At 33.0% G+C, this 21,486-nt stretch carries 20 protein-coding genes and 1 pseudogene; 7 read left to right on the top strand and 14 right to left on the bottom strand.

Annotated features, from left to right (window positions below):
* Positions 1-31: 31 nt before the first annotated feature.
* The 4 genes from EPK97_RS20555 to EPK97_RS20540 form a co-directional block, all read right to left on the bottom strand.
* Positions 32-799: a DUF817 domain-containing protein gene (locus tag EPK97_RS20555; RefSeq protein WP_162038503.1), complete on the bottom strand. Its 768-nt coding sequence runs from the start codon at positions 797-799 to the stop codon at positions 32-34.
* Between the two features lie 73 nt (positions 800-872).
* Positions 873-2,390 carry an MDR family MFS transporter gene (locus tag EPK97_RS20550; protein WP_162038511.1) on the bottom strand — a complete coding sequence of 506 codons (1,518 nt, stop codon included), beginning with the start codon at positions 2,388-2,390 and terminating at the stop codon, positions 873-875.
* Positions 2,391-2,474: 84 nt separating this feature from the next.
* Positions 2,475-3,242, bottom strand: coding sequence for an N-acetyltransferase (locus tag EPK97_RS20545; RefSeq protein WP_162038502.1), 768 nt, complete (start codon positions 3,240-3,242; stop codon positions 2,475-2,477).
* Between the two features lie 136 nt (positions 3,243-3,378).
* Complete coding sequence (locus tag EPK97_RS20540) at positions 3,379-3,894, bottom strand: AAA family ATPase (protein WP_162038501.1); 516 nt, start codon at positions 3,892-3,894, stop codon at positions 3,379-3,381.
* Between the two features lie 476 nt (positions 3,895-4,370).
* On the opposite strand from EPK97_RS20540, the gene EPK97_RS20535 reads away from it, so the two are divergent.
* Positions 4,371-5,432, top strand: a complete 1,062-nt coding sequence (locus tag EPK97_RS20535; RefSeq protein WP_162038500.1) for an endonuclease/exonuclease/phosphatase family protein — start codon at positions 4,371-4,373, stop codon at positions 5,430-5,432.
* Between the two features lie 125 nt (positions 5,433-5,557).
* Here EPK97_RS20535 and EPK97_RS22265 read toward each other — a convergent pair whose 3' ends face one another.
* Both EPK97_RS22265 and EPK97_RS20530 read right to left on the bottom strand, forming a co-directional pair.
* Positions 5,558-5,683, bottom strand: coding sequence for a hypothetical protein (locus tag EPK97_RS22265; protein WP_276609519.1), 126 nt, complete (start codon positions 5,681-5,683; stop codon positions 5,558-5,560).
* Positions 5,684-6,095: 412 nt separating this feature from the next.
* A pseudogene (locus EPK97_RS20530) lies at positions 6,096-6,283 on the bottom strand (serine--tRNA ligase); the annotation flags it as partial.
* Positions 6,284-6,549: 266 nt separating this feature from the next.
* Between EPK97_RS20530 and EPK97_RS20525 the strand changes: the two are divergent.
* The 3 genes from EPK97_RS20525 to EPK97_RS20515 all read left to right on the top strand — a co-directional run bounded on the left by EPK97_RS20525 (position 6,550) and on the right by EPK97_RS20515 (position 7,951).
* Complete coding sequence (locus EPK97_RS20525; protein WP_162038499.1) at positions 6,550-6,966, top strand: S-Ena type endospore appendage; 417 nt, start codon at positions 6,550-6,552, stop codon at positions 6,964-6,966.
* Between the two features lie 116 nt (positions 6,967-7,082).
* On the top strand, positions 7,083-7,424 hold the full coding sequence (locus EPK97_RS20520) for a hypothetical protein (RefSeq protein WP_162038498.1): 342 nt from the start codon (positions 7,083-7,085) through the stop codon (positions 7,422-7,424).
* Positions 7,425-7,477: 53 nt separating this feature from the next.
* Complete coding sequence (locus EPK97_RS20515) at positions 7,478-7,951, top strand: hypothetical protein (protein WP_162038497.1); 474 nt, start codon at positions 7,478-7,480, stop codon at positions 7,949-7,951.
* A gap of 279 nt (positions 7,952-8,230) precedes the next feature.
* Here EPK97_RS20515 and EPK97_RS20510 read toward each other — a convergent pair whose 3' ends face one another.
* From EPK97_RS20510 to EPK97_RS20500, 3 genes are all read right to left on the bottom strand, one after another.
* Positions 8,231-9,010: a serine hydrolase gene (locus EPK97_RS20510; RefSeq protein WP_162038496.1), complete on the bottom strand. Its 780-nt coding sequence runs from the start codon at positions 9,008-9,010 to the stop codon at positions 8,231-8,233.
* A 169-nt stretch (positions 9,011-9,179) separates the two neighbouring features.
* The gene (locus EPK97_RS20505) at positions 9,180-9,932 is read right to left on the bottom strand and encodes an NUDIX hydrolase (protein WP_162038495.1); all 753 of its coding nucleotides are present in this window, start codon (positions 9,930-9,932) and stop codon (positions 9,180-9,182) included.
* A gap of 362 nt (positions 9,933-10,294) precedes the next feature.
* Positions 10,295-10,639 (bottom strand): zinc dependent phospholipase C family protein, encoded by a 345-nt coding sequence (locus EPK97_RS20500; RefSeq protein ID WP_162038494.1) that lies wholly within the window; start codon positions 10,637-10,639, stop codon positions 10,295-10,297.
* A gap of 524 nt (positions 10,640-11,163) precedes the next feature.
* Here EPK97_RS20500 and EPK97_RS20495 point away from each other — a divergent pair.
* From EPK97_RS20495 to EPK97_RS20485, 3 genes are all read left to right on the top strand, one after another.
* Entirely contained in the window at positions 11,164-12,744 is a 1,581-nt protein-coding gene (locus EPK97_RS20495) for a right-handed parallel beta-helix repeat-containing protein (protein WP_162038493.1), read from the top strand.
* Positions 12,745-13,200: 456 nt separating this feature from the next.
* Positions 13,201-14,808 carry an ATP-binding protein gene (locus EPK97_RS20490; RefSeq protein ID WP_162038492.1) on the top strand — a complete coding sequence of 536 codons (1,608 nt, stop codon included), beginning with the start codon at positions 13,201-13,203 and terminating at the stop codon, positions 14,806-14,808.
* 47 nt (positions 14,809-14,855) lie between these two features.
* Entirely contained in the window at positions 14,856-15,536 is a 681-nt protein-coding gene (locus EPK97_RS20485) for a response regulator (protein ID WP_162038491.1), read from the top strand.
* Positions 15,537-15,559: 23 nt separating this feature from the next.
* On the opposite strand, the gene EPK97_RS20480 is transcribed toward EPK97_RS20485, so the two are convergent.
* The 5 genes from EPK97_RS20480 to EPK97_RS20460 form a co-directional block, all read right to left on the bottom strand.
* Entirely contained in the window at positions 15,560-16,564 is a 1,005-nt protein-coding gene (locus EPK97_RS20480) for a class I SAM-dependent methyltransferase (RefSeq protein ID WP_162038490.1), read from the bottom strand.
* A gap of 65 nt (positions 16,565-16,629) precedes the next feature.
* Entirely contained in the window at positions 16,630-17,988 is a 1,359-nt protein-coding gene (locus tag EPK97_RS20475; protein WP_162038489.1) for a tryptophan 2,3-dioxygenase, read from the bottom strand.
* A gap of 302 nt (positions 17,989-18,290) precedes the next feature.
* Positions 18,291-19,775 carry a tripartite tricarboxylate transporter permease gene (locus EPK97_RS20470; protein ID WP_162038488.1) on the bottom strand — a complete coding sequence of 495 codons (1,485 nt, stop codon included), beginning with the start codon at positions 19,773-19,775 and terminating at the stop codon, positions 18,291-18,293.
* A gap of 18 nt (positions 19,776-19,793) precedes the next feature.
* Positions 19,794-20,252 carry a tripartite tricarboxylate transporter TctB family protein gene (locus EPK97_RS20465; protein ID WP_162038487.1) on the bottom strand — a complete coding sequence of 153 codons (459 nt, stop codon included), beginning with the start codon at positions 20,250-20,252 and terminating at the stop codon, positions 19,794-19,796.
* 148 nt (positions 20,253-20,400) lie between these two features.
* Complete coding sequence (locus EPK97_RS20460) at positions 20,401-21,444, bottom strand: tripartite tricarboxylate transporter substrate binding protein (protein ID WP_162038486.1); 1,044 nt, start codon at positions 21,442-21,444, stop codon at positions 20,401-20,403.
* Between the last annotated feature and the right edge of the window lie 42 nt (positions 21,445-21,486).

The raw sequence follows: 21,486 nt of genomic DNA, 5'->3' as shown, positions 1-21,486 counted from the left end.
GATTGTTGAACATGTTCATTATACCATTTAATCATGTTTGCAACTGTTCTTTTACATATTTCAACTCTGAGATGATCATAAAAGTGATAACAACCAATAAAAACCACGAGGTTATTTTACTGAAATGAACTAGTTGCCAAAAGTTTGATTGATTAGGATACTGCCAGGCTCCTAAAAAAGTCGAAATATTTTCTGCAATCCATATGAAAAAACCGATCAGGAAAAAAGATAATGTAACGGGCATACGATAAACTTGATTCATTAAATTGAATAGCACCTTGCTTCGATAAAATAAAATAAACAATAAACCGATCAAAATCCATCTTATATCAGGTAAGACATAGTTCGTGAAAAAATTTACATATATGATTACACCTAGACCCCAAACCATCTTACGATTTGGCCAATAAATAAGTGTGAGTTTTAATCTACGCCATGCTTGACACATATAACTTGCTACACTAGCATACATAAATCCACTATACAACGGGACACCTAATATTTTTGTATAAGCTTCCTCTGGATAAGACCACGATCCAATATTTACTTTATAAAGTTCTAACACAAGTCCAATTAGATGAAAAACGAAAATAACTTTTAACTCATCCATTGATTCTAAATTACTTCTCACCATAAACCATTGTATAAAGATACAACTCAGCAATATAAAATCGTAACGTGGTAAAAAGGGAATATGTATAACTTTAGAGACTGCAAGCGTTAAAAATATACTCACTGGAAAAATACACGACATTGCTTGATGATATACAAAAAATAAAAACTGTTTCAAATATTTCATTTCGTTATCTCCTATAATGTAATCATATTGATAACAATTGCATTTAGATGAGAATCACTGCATTCACTTCACTTTACGTCAATGCTTCTTCTGGCTTTTTCTTCTTTTTTTCTGCTACTTTCAAACGTTCTTTCCCCATCATCATAACAAAGAAAAAAGAAAGGAGTGGTAAGAAAATCGACCAAAAAAATAAATTAGAAATTGAATCAGCCAAAAAGCTAGTGATTACATTTAACAAATCTTCAGGAATGAGCTCCCTGTTTTCAGGAGCAAATAAACTAGTTGCATCTCCCGTAAGAGTGGGATCGCTTTGACCAAATGAATCCTCCATTTTAATGCTGAAATATTGTGATTGAATCGTTCCAAAAATCGTGACTCCAATTGCAGCACCTATCGTTCTGAAAAAGGAAAGAAGCGATACTCCAATCCCTTTATATCGACCATCAATATTTTGTAAAGCAGACAAATTAAGTACTGGAAATGAAGCACCTATGCTTAATCCAACGAAAATCATATACATTGTAATCATCAGTCTTGAAGTGTCCCCATCAATGGTTGATAAAAGAGTTAATGCAATCGTTAATAGAATACTAGATCCCAACATAACAGTTCGATAAGAGAATCGATCTACGAGTTTCCCTCCGATGATACTGCTTGCTACTACACCTAACATCATTGGTGTTAACGTTTGTCCAGAAGCACTAGCAGATTCACCATAAACCCCTTGTACAAATATAGGAATGTATGTCGAACAGATCACCATTGCCGCTCCGAAAAACAAACTGATGAGCTGACTAGAAGTAAACAGACTCTCCTTAAATAAACCAATAACAACAATCGGTGACTGTACACGTTTTTCAACATAAATGAAAGAAATAAACAAAAGAGCAAATATGCTAAACAACCCGATAATGAGCGGAGACGTCCAAGCGTATTGATCCCCACCTAGTTCAATTGCAAACATTAAGCTTAACAGTCCAACTATAAGAATACTTGCCCCAGCCCAGTCAATTTTTTGCTTCTGTAAGCTAAGTGTCTCTTTATAAAAACGTGTAATTAGAATAAAAGATATAATACCAATTGGTATGTTAATATAAAAAACCCATCGCCAATCCAGGTAATCTGTAAAAAAAGCACCTACAGCCGGTCCAAAAACACTCGAAATGCCAAAAACAGCTCCAAATAATCCATTCATTTTCCCTCTTTTTTCGGGAGGAAATATATCAAAGATAATAGCAAAAGTGATCGGCATTAACGCACCTCCACCAATCCCTTGAATGGCGCGAAAAAGAATTAACTGTGACATATTCAAAGCCAACCCACACAAAATAGAACCGATTAAAAAAACGACCAATCCGATTAAGAAAAATAGTTTACGGCCATACATATCTGATAATTTTCCGAAAATAGGAGTCGATACTACTGTTGCAATCATATAAGCTGAAAAAACCCATACAAAATATTCATATCCACCTAACTCTGAAACGATAGTTGGCATAGCGGTCGCCACAATCGTTTGATCCAATGACGCTACAAATAATCCTAATAAAAGTCCTATAACTGCAAAGTTAGAATTCGTCTTTTGGTTCATCAATACTCTATTACCTCCAAAATGAAATATACCCAGTTTTTTATCTTAGGATACATGATAGCATAGGTTATTGTTTTACATAAATTATATATTAAAATATTTATAATAGGATTCAGTGTGTGCTTTTATTGAACAATTATTTCTCTGGAATACTTTTTGCATTTTTATATTTTTTTCGTGTGTACTTCCTATATAATAACTAGCTCCCATTTGTTTTAATAAATATAATGATTGATGGTGAATAAAAGAACTGAGTCCTTTTCCTCTATGTTCAGGTAAAACTCCAAAATAGAACAATCTTCCTTCATCTATAGTACCAGGTTCAATATGTGGGATAGATATTCCTATAGATTTATCTTTTAAGAATATGACCTTACAAGAACTCATCCAATTATCTCCTAGTTCACTTTTGACTGAGTTTAGATGTTCATCCATTGTGAGAGATGAAGGTGCATTATCTGATCCAGACATACATTGTTTCCAACACTCCTTAAATTTGCCTTCAGAAATTGTAGCTTCTTCTATGGAACGCCATGTATACTCTTTTATATTGCTATTTATGTCATGTAAGTCTCTATATACTTCAACTTTTGAGGCGTATGGTTCAAATCCATGATGAATCAGCATTTCAGAAAGGTTTAAATAATGTTGAGATGTCCTATTAATAAGAGCGCTTATTCTATTAATTCCTAATTTTACCCCTATCTTTATTAATTCTATTAGATTATTTTGTAACTCCTCATTATCAAACTCAATTTCATTCTTCTCTTCAATGGCAATATAATTTGGTAGACCATTTAACACTTTAAACGAATTTATTAATTTGTTCTCTATTATTTTAACGTGATTCAAATAGAAATCCTCCTTTGATATTAGTCCCCGTTAAAGGAAATCTCTTATTCTACAATTATGATCCAAATTCCAACAGCACCCATCTTTAAGAATGGCTTCAGATTATTGAAGATTTATGTTTATAACTATATAACTGTTATTTGAAATACTTACCTATTTTCATATTATCCTTTAGAATAATTGAATTAGATTTATTTTCATTTAGCATTTTTAAAATTTTTGGTTTACTTTTCTTCTCAAAAGCAGAATTCCATTGAAACATCTTCCCAAATATTTTTATAGTTGGATTATAATTGGACTTTTCCAAACCCATTTTTTGCAAGATGAATCTCTTAATGATCCTTACCATTCTTTTTGGATACGGTGTATCCAAAAAAATAATCAAATCAGCATTCTGAAAGCTTTTTTCTACCCATTTATGATTATGGGCACCTTCTATTATCCAAACATCAGAACTGATTATTTCTTCAAGATAATTATCTCTTTCTTCATCAGTTCTTCTAATATCTCCAGATTTATGTCTTTCCCACACCACATTATCTAATTCATAATATGGTATATTATACGAATTTGATAAAACTCTTGCTAAAGTTGTTTTTCCACTTCCAACTGACCCTATAATATGAATTTTATCAGGAATAACTTTTTTCAAATTAACCACCACTTACTTAAAAATTCTCTAAACTGCTGCTTTAGTTCGCTCAAATAGGTTACAAATAGCTTATTCCATAAAATTGCCCATCTATGGAATATCTTAAAATTCACAATATACACTTTAAAACCCTTCCTTCATAATCTGACAATATCATGAAAAAGGCACCTTCTTCAAGAAAGGCGCTATTTTGTTGAACAAGAAGACTTTAGCCTGCTTTGGACAACTGTTTGAATTAGATTCAAACTATATTAGTTTAGCCATAATGTATTCATCTATTTCGCTCTCCTTCAATCTCATATCCCATCGTGCTTGATTTAAATTTGGGGTAGGATCCTTTTTTCTCAAACCACATTCTATGGGTGGTTAATGCCCGATTTAAAGGACATTGAAAGAGTCGGTTGAATAGATGATTTATAAGAAGGTGGAAATCACAATAATCTAGAATAATTAATTAATAAGGGGGTAGCATTCATTTGAAAAAAACAATTAAATTGTTTGTAATTTTAGTAGTAATTGTAGGCCTTTCTCTTGCATTGTTTTTAGCGTATATGACCATTACGGCGGAAATCCCTGAAGATGTTATTAAGTTGGAGGTTGAAAATAACAACCAAACGGTATTGAAGCAAGGAGAGCCATTTAGTACGACTATTTTTAATATTGGATATGGCGGATTGGATAAGGACCAAGACTTTTTTATGGACGGGGGGAAAGGCTCACGTTCAAGTAGTGAAAAGCAAACGTTGAACAATCTTGAAAATACTCAAGGTTTTTTACAAAATGCAGATTCTGATTTTATTCTTTTACAAGAAATAGATGTTAAAGCTAGTAGATCCTATAATACGAACCAAGTAGCTATGTTTAAAGAAGATTTAAAAGGTTATGGTTCAACCTTTGCGTATAACTATAATACTCCATGGGTACCCGTTCCGATTTTAAATCCAATGGGTTATGTCAATAGTGGGCTGCTTTCTTTTTCTAAGTATAAGATAGATGAGTCTACAAGATACCAGCTTCCAGGAAGAGAAAATTGGCCTGTTCAATTATTTGAATTAGATCGAGCCATTATCGAAACCAAAATACCAGTTGATAATGGAAAATATCTAAGGATGATAAACATTCATTTATCGGCATACGATAAAGGTGGGAAAATAAGAGCTCAACAAGTCACTTTCTTAAAAGAATATATGAATGAACACTACTACAAAAATGGTGATTATGTCGTTTTAGGTGGTGATTGGAATCATCTTCTGTCTGATGTTCAGTTGGAAGACCCGAAATTTATGGAGAAATGGCCTGAATGGCTCGTACAATTGCCAGAGGATTTTACCGAGGGAGAATTTCAATGGGCGGTCGATTCTACTGTTTGGACCGTTCGGGATAATGCAACATCATATGTGGAGGGAGAAAATTTTGTAACAATCATTGATGGATTTTTAGTGTCACCAAATATTGAAATTGTAGATGTAAAGGGACATGATTTAGGGTTTGAACATAGTGACCATAATCCTGTTACTACAATATTAAAGTTAAAATAATTAGGAGCTTTAGCTTCAAAAATATATTTCACAATCTGGATCCAGTTGTTTATTTAGAACTTGGATGGCTTGATCATGTTGATCTAATTGACTATATAACATAGCTAATTCCCAATTAATAATGTCTAGCTTTTCAGGAAATCTTTTACGCATTGTTCTACAATTTTCAAAGCTTCTTTTTTATTTGGCGGGTCAGCGAACCAAAGATTGTTATATTCTTTTTCCATTTCTTTAAAACTTTTTTTCAACATGTTTTATCACTCCTGTATGTTTAATTAACTAAATTTGATGAATGTAATCATATAATAGCAAAACAACTCTGCCACATACCTGTCAGAGTTTTGAGTAAACAAAAATATTTCGACAAAAAGAATCCATTTTGAAAGAAAGATTGATCAAAATGGATTCTAAATTGGATATTAACTACTTGGTTTTTATAAAACAAGATTGATTACTTTCTACTCTCATGTTATTCCATAATCGCGCCATATTGTTGAAAATCAAAAATAAAGGAAAACTTTTTATTTTCACAAGAAGTTATTTCACTATGCTAGCTTATTTGTTCTCTATTCTAGATTACTCAAATAGAACTTGGCACCCTGCTCAAATAAGGTTTATTCATCATTATTTAATCACAAAATGATTTGTATTAACTCAATATTTTCATTCCTTTACTAGACCGATTTTTTTCATACCGTTAATATAGGGTTGCAAGGCTTCTGGTATTTTTATTGAACCATCTTCAGCTGATGATTTTCTAGAAATGGAATTAGAATACGTGGTGAAGCAATCGCAGTATTATTTAACGAATAACAATACCTAAGCTTCCCATTTTCATCACGATAACGGATGAGTCCAATAGAACCCAAGTATTTTTTTATAAGATAATGTATTCCTTGGCGTGTCATTCGACTATGCCCACGTTTTGAAATGAACAAAGCTTTTTCATTTACCTCTCCTCTTTCTTTGATCCAAGCTTCTATCGCTTTTATCAAATCTAAATTCATCAAAGTAATACGATTCGCAATAGATTAAGCCCTTTTTTTTACTTTTAAGACATTTGTACAATCAAGATCATTAAAAATGTCATAACATAGAAATAAAGGAGTGGTTTATTATGATTAAATATAATGTAGCACCCTGGAAAAGTGAGTATAAAGAAGATTGTAAAGATAAATCAGTTTCTTGTGATTGTTGCCCCGTTGTAATTGATACACTTTCTCCAGAATTTAATCTAGCCTGTGGTGATTCATTTGATATTTTCAACTCAAACATAGAAGTTGATATATTTGGACAAATTCGCTTAGAAGCCCAATCTGACTGTGGGTTGAATGTAATCGTTACAGCAAATGGGATCGAGACTTCGCTAGAAATTCCTTCTGTGAATGATCCAAGTTTTCCTGGAAATGTTCAAACTATTATTTTTAAAGGTGTAACTAATATTAGGATTATGTGTACTAGTAATATCGGGGGAAATTGTCTAGGTTCTGCTAATTTAAAAATTATGGAAAGGTGCATACCTACTTCAACTTGAATCTATTCATACCCTGATTGCTATAATCAGTTTGTATCCGTTTATAAAAGTGATAAAGACAGTAAATCAAAATAGGATTGTTGGCCCTTTTGGTTCTATTTAGGTAGAACTTATATTTGAATCGGAGCACACCTATAAATTCAGGCCTCTTCAATAAAAAGGAGAAGCTTTTTTATGTTTATATTTTCAATTTCCAGGTAGCTGATGAGTCTAAAGAACTATATAACATTATTGTTTTTACTGTCTTATTTTTATCTCTGTTATTTTCATTACCAATTAATGCTGAAACAAAGGTGGATTTACAAAGTAATTCTGAATACTATTATGACGAAGAACGTGGTGCGTATCTTACAAGTGTTTACGAAGTTACAGATGATGGATTAAAGGAAATGAGTATTGATAATTATTTAAAACTAAAAGATGAAAACAAAAAAGTAGAAAATCAAATTCAAAAATAAAGATAGAAAATCAAATAAAGAAGCTCAATCCACAAACCAGTAGTAGCAATGATGTGATAGCAATTGCTCCTACTACATTCAAAGGGTATTCATATGAAGAAACTGCTTCTTATCCTTATTATGGACCAGCTGAAAGAGCAAGCAATCCTCACCAATGTATCTCTCCGGATGTTGATGATGTGTATTGTACGACATCTATCTCTTACTCTCTTACTAAGAGCGAAACCTATTCTGCAAATGTTGATATAACTTGGAAAAAATATGTGAAAACTGGTGCTAGCTTTTCTTGGAATACATCTGCTAGTGTGTCTTCCACTTATAGTGTAAGACACCCTGAGAATACACAAGCATGGATTGAATTTAAGCCCAGATATAATGTAACAATTGGGAAGTTAGTGACAACAACTTATACCGAGTTTTTTGAAGTTCTTTACGAAGAAAGAGAAGATGCAGATGGTTACTCTCCTTCTAAACTAAGCAATGGTCAATTACAAGGTATAGTAAAAAGTTATGTTACAGATTTATAATTACGAAATAATAGAGTAACCGTTGAGTGAAATGATAAGTCATGTATAATATGTACTACCCTTTTAATTCTTGTTCAACCATTGCGCCAGATCGTGGAAGATCATATGTAGTAAATATTCGTTATCATTTTAGGTTTAGAATCATTATTTTGAAGAGTAGTAATTTTATTTAGTGCTGATTTTTCCTTGTTTGGTTTATCTCCTATTATGTAAAGAATTTAAGTATTTTCTGTGACCCTGTTAGCGTACTTTGAAAGAAACTTATATTTGCGCAATAGCTTATTTAGTTATAAGTTCCTTTTGTGTTAACTTGCGTACCTTCATCCACCCACAATAAACTTCATGTAAAAATTGTGATACTAATTCATCTGAAACATTTCGACTTGGAACGTCTTTTCCAGCTATCACATAAAGAACAGGATTTTCTGTAAAAATACCAAGTATCCCTACATCCAATATTAGATCCCTCAAGCCTCCACCCAAATGGGTATAGTGTTCTTTTGGTATGTTATCCAAACCTGATTGCTGCCTGATCATTCCACTTATAATTGGGGCAAATAATTCCGGTGTCTGTTGATAACCATAAAATATCGCACTTAAAGCTAAAAACAGGTCCCTAAGATTTCCATTGTTTTTAGCGGAATATGGATTTTTAGTAAGATTAATACTTGCGAATTCCAACCTAATTTTTTCGTTTATTTTTGTCCATCCACCAGCGTATGAAACAACACAATCTGCCAAAAAATTATCGTGGCAAGCAATCATAACTTCAATTACTTTATGTAATGGTAGAGAATTTCTGTTTTGAAGATGTGGATATACAATATGACCGTCTTCTTTAGGATCAAATTTTATATTATCGATGATTGTATTCCAGTTGAATATTCCTTCTTCTACCCATCTTGCAAAGGCAAAACCTATAAATATTTTTCCAGCAGAAGCAAGCGGAACAATTAAATCACTATTGCTAGAGTAAACTTCTTTCTTTTCTTGAGTAGAATAAACAATTGAACCATATTTTCCTTTTTTTTCTGAATTAAACCATTCTATTCTAATCAAATCAAAATCTCCTTTTTTTATTTTCATCATGTAAAACAAATCATAACATAACAACTCTGACATAAACCTGTCAGAGTTGTTCATTTCTATTTAATATTTTTTCGCTTGTGGAAGATCTCTTAGGCTTCTATTAGCTGGTATTGTGGAAGAAGATATTCGCAAATAAAAATCACTTCATATTCAATTCTTGTTCCAGGACAGAACTTAGGAAATCTAATTTGGGGCTATTATCAAATTCGAAAAAAGCTGAAACAGAATCATTATTTGCTGACAATAGCACAATAGATGAAAATTCTGGATCTATCCCTTTCTCTTTTAAAGATTTTTCAAATTGCTCATATCGATTTTGAAATTCTAATGAATCAATATCTAACTGAATGAAATAAACAAGAGCAATACTTCCCCAATGTACTAGATATCGTGGTTCGATTTTTGTTACTAGATTTTGGTCTTTTAAATCAAGTCCAATTTCTTCTTTGGCTTCACGAATAAGACTACCCAAGATATCTACAGTATCTCCATGTATGTCGTTATTGTCTATCCCTCCTGCAATAAACTGTATACGTGCAGGATTAGCTGTTTGGTTATTCATCTTCCCTAATATAAAATAATTATCCTTTGTTAGTATAAGTCCGTTAGCAACTATTACACGGCAATTGAATTTATCTGGTATTTTGTGATGCTTAGAATATAAAAAGTGTGCAAAATCAGTTTTATGTAACGTAACGAGTAATTCATTCTTCGTGTTTCTAATTTCTTTTATTGAAAATATGTCACCTCTATGAAATGTTTCTTCACTTTCTATAAGAGATTCCCAATATAAATTAATTGATTCTCGAAGAGAGTGTGGTAAATACATAAGTTTTTCAGAAACAGTTATTTTAACATCTGTTGGTATTTGTTTGACTTTAAACTTGTTCAAAATCCCACACCTCGTTTGTGATGTTGTGCGAAGAAATTCCTGTACTGAAATAACCTTAAACCAGCAGTAACTTCACCTTTTGCTTTAATAGTTCTTTTATCATTTGTACAGTATTTACTATAAATCTATCGACTTCAATTGATGTGAGATAGATAAATTCGTGGTCATCGGATATCGTACTTCTGAGATAAAACTCAGTAATATTTCTTATTTGTTTAAGTGTCTGACCCTTTGGAAAGAAATCCAAAGACTCGGGGAAAGCAGTTATGTGTTGAAACTCAGTCCAGAAAATATTATCTTTGTGGTTTTTGAGATATAGAAAATCTAAACCGTACCAATCTCTCTTAACAAGATTAGAATATTCAGGGGTATTCAATATTTCTTGGTATACTTTTTTTTTTTTGTTCAAGTAGTTTAATCCATTCTTCATCAGTTACCAAATGGATGTAATATCCTAAATAATAAGAAAACTTACGAGACAAGCCTTCATTTTCACTGCAAAGATATTGAGAATAAAAAGAATCAGAGTTAATTTTGCCATCAATCTCGAAATGAGTAACCTTTTTTGGAGGTGTGGGTTTACCATTTTTATCAATAAGTCCACAATCTGGACCAATATTACCAACCAAAAAGTCAATTGTTGAAACAGGAAGCTCTTCTTTTAATAATTCTTCAGCAATTCTAAAATGGGTAACCCAAGTAGCCAAAGTGTTCACTCCTTTATGTTTATTTGATTTTTGAATAAGATTTCACAATGATGCTCGATTCTAATTATTGTGCAATTCGAACACCTTATTAACAACTATTTGAGCAGTATTCTCTACTGAAGCATCCATAGTTTTGTAATAGGTCGATGTCACCCTATTTTAGCATATTTCCACTATTACGTTATTCAACAATCTGGCCCGTTTATGCAATATGAGAGTCAAAAAAACTCATGAATCACATTCTAATTCATGAGTTTCGAACCATCTTTTTTTACAAATAATCAAACTTTCTTTTAATTGATCAATCTTTCTTATTTTACAGATTCTACCTATCCGTTGTTCGCCCTTTTTATCAAAAACTAAACACTCGTCTATACGTTTTTTCTGTTCACGCATAAGATGATTAAAGTGATATCTTCTCATATACATGTCTCAAAATATATAGATAATCTTATCATTGTAAATCCGAATTTTCCTGATCCTCTCCCTTAAAGAAATAATGAAAAATGAAAGGAGATGAAAATATGAATACACTTATCGTTCCAACAGATTTTAGTACGATTCAAGAAGCGGTTGACTCGGCCAATCCAGGTGATACCATCGAGGTTCTTGCAGCTGGTGGACCCTACGCTGGCACAACAGTCTCAACGAATGAACTTTCCCTCAAAGGCATAGGTAATCCTGTTGTAGAAGGTTCTAATAATGGTTTTTTTCTTAACGGCGTTTCGGGTGTCACGATTGAGGGTTTTACTATCCAAAATAGTGTTCATGGTATAAATTTATCGTCTAGTAACAACAACACGATTGGAAAAAATATCGTTCAAAATAATAGTGTTAGTGGTATAAGTTTATTGGCTAGTGTCAACAACAGGATTGAAAAAAATATGTCTAAAGATAATAGTGTTGATGGTATAAATTTATCGTCTAGTAACAACAACATAATTGAAAAAAATACCGTTCAAAATAATAGTGTTCAGGGTATATGGTTATCGTCTAGTAACAACAACACAATTGAAAAAAATACCTTTCAAAATAATAGTATTCATGGTATAACTTTAGCGTCTAGTAACGACAACAGGATTGAAAAAAATACCGTTCAAAATAATAGTGTTAGTGGAGTAACTTTAGCGTCTAGTAACAATAACACGATTGAAAAAAATATTATTGAAAATAATGATCTTAATGGTATAACTTTAATGACTAGTAACGACAACAGGATTGAAAAAAATACCGTTCAGAATAATGATCTTAATGGTATAAATTTATTGATTGGTAACAACAATACGATTGAAGAAAATACCGTTCAAAATAATGGTTCTGACGGGATAGGGTTAGAACGTTCAGACAACAATACGCTTGAAAAAAATACCGTTCAAAATAATGTTTTTGACGGGATAGAATTAGAAGGTTCAGACAACAATATGCTTGAAAAAAATACTGTTCAAAATAATGTTTTTGACGGGATAGAATTAGAAGGTTCAGACAACAATGCGCTTGAAAAAAATACCGTTCAAAATAATGTTTTTGACGGGATAGAATTAGAAGGTTCAGACAACAATACGCTTGAAAAAAATACCGTTCAAAATAATAGTGTTGATGGTATAGAATTAATAGGTTCAATCAACAATACGCTTGAAAAAAATACCGTTCAAAATAATGGGTTTGACGGGATAGAGTTAGAAATTTCTCATGACAATACGCTTGAAAAAAATACCGTTCAAAATAATAGTTCTGACGGGATAGAGTTAGAAGTTTCTCACAACAATACGCTAGAAAAAAATACTGTTCAAAATAATGGGTTTGACGGGATAGAATTAGAAATTTCTCACGACAATACGCTAGAAAAAAATACCGTTCAAAATAATGGTTCTGATGGTATAGAATTAGAAGGTTCAGACAATAACACGCTTGAAAAAAACACGGTTTCAAACAATAAGGTTAACGGCATTGACGTAGCATCAACTAGTGAACAAAATATCGTGATTAAAAATACTGCCCTCGATAATGATGATATAGATCTTGTCGTTGATCCGAATACGAACACCGTCGCAAACAATGTTTGTAATACAAGCGATCCCGCTGGACAATGTGTGGGTGGCTGTTAACGATACTTAATAGCCGATTTCTTAACGTAAAGGGAACCGGCTATTTTATGTCTAAATTGTGTCTAAACGTACACAATTTGAGATCGACTGTTTAATTTTCACAAAAAAGTTTGATCATTCTATTATCTTTCTTCTTGTACAATCACGCCATATCGTATTATAAGTTTAATCAGTTAATAATCTGGTTGACCTCGTAATACGATATGGCCCTTTTGTGTAATATGAGATTCAAAAAAACTCATGATTCACTTTCTAATTCATGGGTTTTGATCAATCTTTCTTAAAAAGGATCAAACTTTCTTTAATTGATCCATCTTTCTTTTAAAACTACAATAGAAACAAAATGTAAGCGTTTCTCATTATTATTTGATACAATATACATACTATTAAAACAACCAATAAAGTGAACAAAAACCATATATCTAACCCAACTATCCATAAAGTGAGTTGTTTTCCATGAAACCTCTAAAACTTCAAACTAAAATGGCATTATTAATATTAACACTACTCGTTTTTGTCATCGTGATTTTAAGCAGTGTGTTTGCCTATTTTATCTCTAACAGCCTAGAAGATCAAATAGGTAGTCGTGCTTTAAACATAGCAAAAACTGTTGCCATCATGCCTGAAATCAGGGAAGGATTTAAGTCAGAAGCTCCTTCCTCCATTATTCAACCTCTTGCTGAAGAAGTGCGTATTCAAACAGGGGCTGAATTTGTTGTCGTAGGTAATATCAACTCTGTCAGGTATTCTCATCCTGTAAAAGAGCGGATTGGACAAACAATGGTTGGAGGAGACAACGATCGAGCACTACTTGAAGGTGAATCGTATACGTCCAAAGCCACTGGTACATTAGGTCCATCATTGCGAGGGAAAACTCCAATTTATGATGAAGCTGGAGAAATTATAGGGATTGTATCCGTAGGTTTCTTAATTGAAGATATAGAACTGATTTTATATTCATATCAAATGAAGGTTCTATTGCTAACGATATTTGTTTCTTTAATCGGTATTATTGGCGCTCTATATATCGCTAAAGGTTTTAAAAAAGCAATATTCGGTTTAGAGCCTAGGGAAATTGCAAGTTTATTTCTTGAAAAAAATGCGATTTTAGAATCTATACATGAAGGTATCATTGCCATCAATGCTGATGGAAACATTACATTAGTAAATCAAAAAGCGTATCAAATCATAAATAAACACCCTTCAGAAAATATTATTGGAAAAAATATATTAGAAATTTTACCACATACTAAAATGCTTGACGTTTTACACACTAAAACGAGTCAATTTAATCAGGAGCTAAAAATTGGAGCAAACGATATCATTGCAAATCGCGTCCCCATTTTTGATAAAAATCAGATTGTGGGTGTTGTTTCTAGCTTTCGTAATAAAACAGAGATTGATCAATTGACAAATGAGCTTTCGCAAGCTCAATCCTATGCTGAAGCTTTAAGGGCACAAACTCATGAATACTCGAATAAACTCTATACGATCTCAGGTTTGATTCAATTAGCGTCTTATCAGGAAGCCATTGATTTTATTACTAAAGAAACAACGGACCATCAAAATTTAGTCGAATTTTTGATGTCAGCCATTCCAGACACGATGATTGCAGCCTTATTACTAGGAAAATACAATCTTGCACATGAGCTCAAAATCGAAATGATTATTGACAATGAAAGCAGCATGAAGGACATCCCTCATGAATTAAATCGAGAAAAAATCGTCACGATCATAGGTAATTTGATTGATAATGCTTTTGAAGCTACTAAAGCTAACGATAAAAATAAAACAATAAAAATATTTATGACAGACATCGGTACTGATCTCATCTTTGAGGTTGAAGATTCTGGACTAGGTATAAACGAACTAGATATACCCTATATTTTCCAAAAAGGTTTTAGTACCAAACAAGGTGAAGATCGAGGTATAGGTTTATATTTAGTAGATAATGCCGTTAAATACTTAAATGGTTATATTACAACATCAAAAAGTGAACTTGGGGGAGCAGTGTTTACAGTAGCTTTACCTAAGTCACCCCAAATAGTGAACGATAGTCAGTGATGGAAATAATCTAATCAGAAAATCAAAAAAAACAAGGAGGTACTTACATGCAGAACATTCAAGTGTTTATCGTAGAAGATGATCTAAAAATAGCAGAAATCAATCGTCGTTTTACAGAAAAGATTTCTGGTTATGAGGTTTGTGGGATTTCAACCAATTTATCTGAAGCAAAAGAAATGATCGACATCCTTAAACCTGATTTAATTTTGTTGGATATTTACTTTGCCGATGGAAATGGCATTGACTTATTATGGTTTATACGTCAGAAGTATAGAAATACGGATGTGATCATGATTACAGCTGCGAAAGAAGTAGAGCGAGTGCAAAGCGCTATTAGAGGTGGGGCAGTTGACTATATCATTAAACCGATTATTTTCCAGCGCTTTCAACAAACTTTAGAAAAATATAAAAACTATAAAGAACAAATATCAACGATGAGTCATGTAGATCAGCAACAAGTGGATCATTTATTTGATACAGTTCATAAACAGACGCAACCATCTGAATACCTTATTCCAAAAGGAATTGACCCTATAACGCTAGATAAAATAAAAAATCATATTAAACATGAAGTAAACGGTATAACTGCTGAGCAACTTGGAAAAAAAATCGGTGTAAGCCGAACTACCTCCCGTAGATATTTAGAATATATGGTATCCATGGGAGATGTACGTGCAGAATTGACATATGGAAGTGTTGGTCGCCCTGAGAGAAGATATTTTCTATGATAAATAATCTCTTAAAGTAAGAATCACACCTTGAGTAAATAAAGGTACGTATAGGGTGTTCCAAATTCTATACACTTTTCAACAGCTAATCCCGCTCTTGCAAACAACTCATCATATTCTTCTTTTTTGGGTATATATACACCCATGTAATTGTGGAGCAACTCATAACCTACATTAAAAATTGGCAGCTGTTCCAGCTCTTCTAATGGGGGTTTTTGTACTGTATCCGCAATCAGGAAGTATTTTACGTTTGGGAATGATTCTCGTAAACGATCAAACAGTGTTTCACGCAAATCTGATATGTTATACAAATCATGCAACATCATGAAACTACTAACTAATTCTACTTCTTCTAAAATAGGATGAAACTTATCAGTGCGAAAAGTATCAAGGACATTGGCACACAGCATTTTTAATCGATTTTCTAATCCATGAATTTCCACTTGTTCTTCGGCCATTCCAATTGCATCAGCACTAATATCCACTCCAACTCCATGGATATGAGGATAACGCTGTGCCCAAGTGATTAAGCGCCCCCCATTGCCACAACCAAAATCAGCAATGGAATTTACATTAAGATGATCAAGCACATCAAACAACAATTTTTCCATAAAAGATCTATTATTCATATCAGCCCCAAGGGCTACCATGCCTTCATTACGTAAATGTCCCCATGGCTGAGCACTTTTAGTAAGATTACCCAACTCACGGAACATTTCTCCGTAACCACCAACACTCCAAGTAAAATAGCCTAACATCTGGCGTAATTCTTCTCCCATTTCTGTTACATTTATTGTTCCATCTTTATTAAAATGAAAATAACCTAGAGCTTCGCCTGCTTTTAACAATCCTTGCAATTTTGAAAGATGGCTATCTGTTCGAACAGCAATTTCTTCTATAGTTACATTCTCTCCTTTTTTTATCACATCAAATAATCCAATTTGCTGATAGGCAAAGGCAACATTTGCACCTACAAAACCATTAAAAAGCATGTCGGGATGAATAGGTTTAAGTTTTAATACTGGCAATTGAGATTCCTCCTATTAGAAAAAGTAAAAATATAATACTAAAAATGTTTTATTTACCCCATGATTCAAGTCAACTCATTTTCATGGAGAAACGGAAATAATTTTCTTGAAGCATATTTCTCCAAATATGAAGGCCCTAGTGTATAACCTGTTCCTTGTTCATTACCGATCATTTTGACGGCCATCTTAAAATGCATATTGTTCCAAGATATGAATGTCTCTTCAAACCGCTTCATACACATAATCCATTCTTCAAAAATAGGTTGCTTGCAAATGGACTCATCTGTCAAATAATCTCGCATATAAGTTTCAAAGTTGGAAATGTTTCCTTCTAAATAATCTTTTTTTATACTCGGGACAGAATCAAAGGCTGGCGAATTTAAACGCTCTTTCAATGGCTCTGCTGCTAGAATCTCAATCATTTTATACTGTTTAGACTGTATTGCACTCGCACCCTCTGTATAAATACGAAAAGCAGCAAAGTTATCTTTCTCCATCATCATTACTACTCTAAACAATGCAGGACCACAGTCAAATATAGCTTTAAGCATCTCCATAGCAGCTATAGATTCTTTAAATTTTTGAAATTTAATTTGGGAGTGACAAGTTTGAAACCCTTTCACTACAATGCTAAAAATAGTTTCCAAACTTTGCAAGCATCTAATAAACATATACTCATCATGAATTGTATAAACTGGAAAAATGATTAAATTTAATGCCTTTAATGAAGGCTCTGGCAGTTGTGATAAAACATCTTCACTTACTTTGAGTAGCATATCAGCAAGTTTCTTGCTCAATGTTTCATTTGAATCCAATTCAGTTTGCAAAATTTTTAATGTCTCATCTAAGTTTTTAGGTAATTGGAGAGTATATGAAAATGGACTATAAACTTTAATCGCACGTAAAACATGAGAGATAATTCGCTTCCGATGATGGTTAGAAGATAAATTTCTTTGAAACCTCTTATCAGCTCCAATCAATGTATGGCATTCAAAACGAATAATATCAGATAGAATCGCAGCTAGATGTAAAATTTGAACCTCTAAATACTCAATAAATTCTAAGTCATCTGGAATAACTAACTCTGAAATAATTCTAGATCCTATATAAGTATGGTAATCATAAATCCCTTTATGTTTATCTAAAAGCATGACTAAAAACTGTTGTAATAAAAATGAATGAAAAGATTTATCCCCTTCTAATCTCTGATTCACTTTTTCCTCAATTTGTAATAACTTTTCGAGGATCTCTTCACCAACAAAATGTTTACCAACTTTGTGGTAGTAGTCCAAGATCGTTTGGAATGGAAAATTTTCAAATAATGATTCTATATCAGCACTCTCATTTTCTAACAATGAACAATAATTATAGAGTTCATTCATTACTTTACTAGGTTCTATATCTAATGATAAGTTTGTTTTCATATCTAACCACTCCTTACTTTTTTAATAGAAGACAAGTAGTTAAAACAACAAAACAGTCCATACTAATTTGCTTCAACGCAACAGAGAATAGATGCATCACGAAATGCTATAAAACAACTAAACATTGTTAACTTTACTTAATTATAACAATATAACTCTATATTTTCCATTAAATACAAAAAAACCTACTTTAGCACTACATACTTAAAGTAGGGACAATTTTACTAGATAAAGTTGAAATTTAAATTTAAACTCTAGGTAATTTGTAAGTAATTCATGTTATCTTTACAACAGCTTTAATTCTAACTTTTTTTCATTTTACTTTTAAATATTGGCAATAGAAGTGATAAAACGGATACAGCAATTAAAACAGCTGAGACTGGGCTTTGTACAAAGGTCAGATAATCACCTTTTGAAATGATTAATGCTTGACGGAAAGACGTTTCCATCATACCACCTAAAATAAAAGCTAAGATAAGTGGTGCAGCTGGAAAGGATAATAATCGCATCACATAACCTAATACACCAAATCCCAATAATAAATATAAATCAAACGTATTAAAACTAATACCATATACCCCAATTAAACAGAAAATGATAACTAAGGAAATTAAAAGACGTTTTGGAATGTATAAAATTTTTGCAATCAATGGAATTAACGGTAAGTTTAAAATCAATAAAAAGATGTTTCCAAGATACATACTTGCAATCACACCCCAAAATACATTAGGTTCTTCTTGCATTAATAGAGGTCCTGGTGTAACTCCAGCGACAAGTAACGCCCCTAATAAAACAGCGGTTGTACCTGACCCAGGAATCCCCAACGTTAACAATGGAACAAAGGCTCCACTTGTTGCCGCATTATTTGAAGCTTCAGGTGCTGCTAATCCTTTAATATTCCCTTTTCCAAAAGATTCTGGATTTTTAGAAATACGCTTTTCTGTAATATAAGATAAAAACGAAGAAATCGTAGCACCTGCGCCAGGGAGTACACCTATGATGAAACCTAATATAGAGTGTCTCGCAATCGGGCCTGAGATCTCCTTTGCTTCTTGTTTTGTAATTCTTAAACTTCCAACCTCTGATTCCTTACTCTTATTTTCTTTATTCCTCGTTAATACTAAATTCGTGACTTCAGCTAGAGCAAATAACCCCAACGCGATCACTAAAAAGTCAATACCATCTAATAAGTTTACAGATCCAAATGTAAATCGTGCAGTACCTGTTAATAAATCTCTACCTACTGACGCAATCATTAAACCTATCACTGCTGAAATTAATGCTTTGATTGTTGATCCTTCCGACAAACTTGAAATGGCAGATAACCCTAAAAACATTAACGCAAAATATTCTGTCGGTCCAAATTGAGTGGCAAAACTCGCCATCATCGGTGCTACCAACATTAATGCAAAAACACTAATTGTACCGCCTCCAAAAGATGAGATCGCTGCAATAGCTAGTGCTTTCCCCGCTTTTCCTTGTTTTGCTAAAGGATACCCATCAAATGAGGTAGCGACTGTCCCTGATACTCCTGGTGCATTCAAAAGTATAGATGAAGTAGAGCCGCCAAATATAGCACCATAATAAACACCAGCCATTAATATTAAAGCCGACGCCGGCTCCATTCCATAACTTAATGGGATCATAATGGCAATTGCTGAAATGGGTCCTAGTCCAGGAAGCATTCCAATCACTGTTCCAGATAAAACACCAATGAATACGAAGAAAATATTTTGCCAACTTAATGCTACTGCAAAACCGTTTAATATATTATCAATCACTTCCATTACGTTCCCCTCCTCTTTTTAAAATGGTAATATTCCTGATGGTAAAGATAATCCTAGTAATTCATTAAAGGAAAAATAAATGACGAGGGTAAATATAACAAAAATGATGAGCATTCTAATCCACTTTGTATAACCTAACAACCTTGAAGTAGCAGTTAAAAAAAGAATGGTCATAATGATAAAACCAATAATTTCAAGCAATAATATATATCCAAGTACAAATAAAACAATTAGTAACAATAGTCCTACTTCTTGTTTTGTTAAGCTTCTCTTAGCCTTCTCTTGTTCTGTTTCCTCTTTATTTTCAATAAATAATAAAACAGATAATATCAATAACAGATATCCTAAACCTTTTGGCATGATATCCGCATCAATTTTTGCAAAAGGAGAAGGTTCTATTTGATAGCTATAAAATAAATATAAAGTTGAAAGTAAAAATATCACGATGGACACTTTACGATTCATGGAGTTTAGCATATTCATCACCTTCCACTCGTATTAAAATAACCCACAAAGTAAGTAAAACTTGAAGCTTTATTCTGGATTTAACTTGATTCTAGTTTTATAATCTTAAGAAGGATGGACAAGCCATCCTTCTTATTTAACTCTTATCTTACTGATTCTTTTATAATCCTAATTCTGCCATAAGTTCTTCGTATACAGCGTATTGTTCATCTAAGAATGATCCGAACTCATCACTTGTCATAAAGTTATCTTTCCATCCAAAGTTATCTCTTCTTTCTTTCCATAACGCTGTTTCATACATAGACTTAATTGCACTTTCATAATATTCCACAGCTTCTGGATCCATCCCTTTTGGAGCCATAAATCCACGCCAGTTAATGAATTCATCTTCAATTCCCTGTTGTTTTAAAGTTTGAAAATCTGAGATTCCCTCTCCTTCTAATGGTTCAGGAGAAGTAATCGCTAATACTCTTACATTTCCTGCTTTTGCTTGTTCTGCTGCTTCAGCAAGTCCTGTAGAATAAACATCCACATCTCCACCAAGCACAAGTGTCATACCACCAATGTCTCCAGCCGGTAAGTAATCAATAGTCGTAATATCTACACCTGCTGCTTTTGCTGCTTTAATAAATTGAATATGATCCATACTACCTGGGGAAGAATCACCAGCTATTGTAATAGAACTAGGATCTGATTTAAGCGCATCCATCACATCATTAATGTTCTGATATGGAGAATCCACATTCGTTACAAATGCTCCAAAATCAGCAATCACGCCAGCAATAGGTTCAAAATCCTGATGCCCTAATTCAGACCCTCCATTTAAAGGAACTAATAAAATTGGAGATGAAGTGACAAATAACGTATGGTTATCTCCTTGTTTGCCATCTACATAAGACCAACCGATCGCACCACCACTACCTGATTTGTTTACAACTGGCATACTTTCACTAACAAGCTCTTCTTCAGTCAAAACCTGAGCAACAGTTCTTGCTGTTGTATCCCAGCCACCACCAGCTCCTCCTGGTGCAACCACTTCAATCGTTTCACTTGGCTCCCATCCTTCAGCTTTTGGATCTTCAGTAGTTGCAGGTTCTTCTGCTGGAGTTTCCGGTTCAGCTGATTCTCCTCCGCCTCCACAAGCTGCTGCAAAAACAAGAATAAATGAGAATAATAACGTAAACCAAATTTTTCTATTTTTCATTAAAATCCATCCCCTCTTATTGTAATCGCTTACAAATAACAG

It is taken from the genome of Chengkuizengella sediminis (assembly GCF_010078385.1).
Classification (GTDB): Bacteria; Bacillota; Bacilli; order Paenibacillales; family KCTC-33759; genus Chengkuizengella; species Chengkuizengella sediminis.
This window is presented reverse-complemented; position numbering and strand designations above follow the sequence as displayed.

Coding starts and splice junctions, on each gene's coding strand:
- EPK97_RS20550 (WP_162038511.1), bottom strand. CDS start 2,390: ATGAACCAAAAGACGAATTCTAACTTTGCAGTTATAGGACTTTTATTA.
- EPK97_RS20485 (WP_162038491.1), top strand. CDS start 14,856: ATGCAGAACATTCAAGTGTTTATCGTAGAAGATGATCTAAAAATAGCA.
- EPK97_RS20460 (WP_162038486.1), bottom strand. CDS start 21,444: ATGAAAAATAGAAAAATTTGGTTTACGTTATTATTCTCATTTATTCTT.
- EPK97_RS20525 (WP_162038499.1), top strand. CDS start 6,550: ATGATTAAATATAATGTAGCACCCTGGAAAAGTGAGTATAAAGAAGAT.
- EPK97_RS20490 (WP_162038492.1), top strand. CDS start 13,201: ATGAAACCTCTAAAACTTCAAACTAAAATGGCATTATTAATATTAACA.
- EPK97_RS20495 (WP_162038493.1), top strand. CDS start 11,164: ATGAATACACTTATCGTTCCAACAGATTTTAGTACGATTCAAGAAGCG.
- EPK97_RS20475 (WP_162038489.1), bottom strand. CDS start 17,988: ATGAAAACAAACTTATCATTAGATATAGAACCTAGTAAAGTAATGAAT.
- EPK97_RS20465 (WP_162038487.1), bottom strand. CDS start 20,252: ATGCTAAACTCCATGAATCGTAAAGTGTCCATCGTGATATTTTTACTT.
- EPK97_RS22265 (WP_276609519.1), bottom strand. CDS start 5,683: ATGTTGAAAAAAAGTTTTAAAGAAATGGAAAAAGAATATAACAATCTT.
- EPK97_RS20470 (WP_162038488.1), bottom strand. CDS start 19,775: ATGGAAGTGATTGATAATATATTAAACGGTTTTGCAGTAGCATTAAGT.
- EPK97_RS20555 (WP_162038503.1), bottom strand. CDS start 799: ATGAAATATTTGAAACAGTTTTTATTTTTTGTATATCATCAAGCAATG.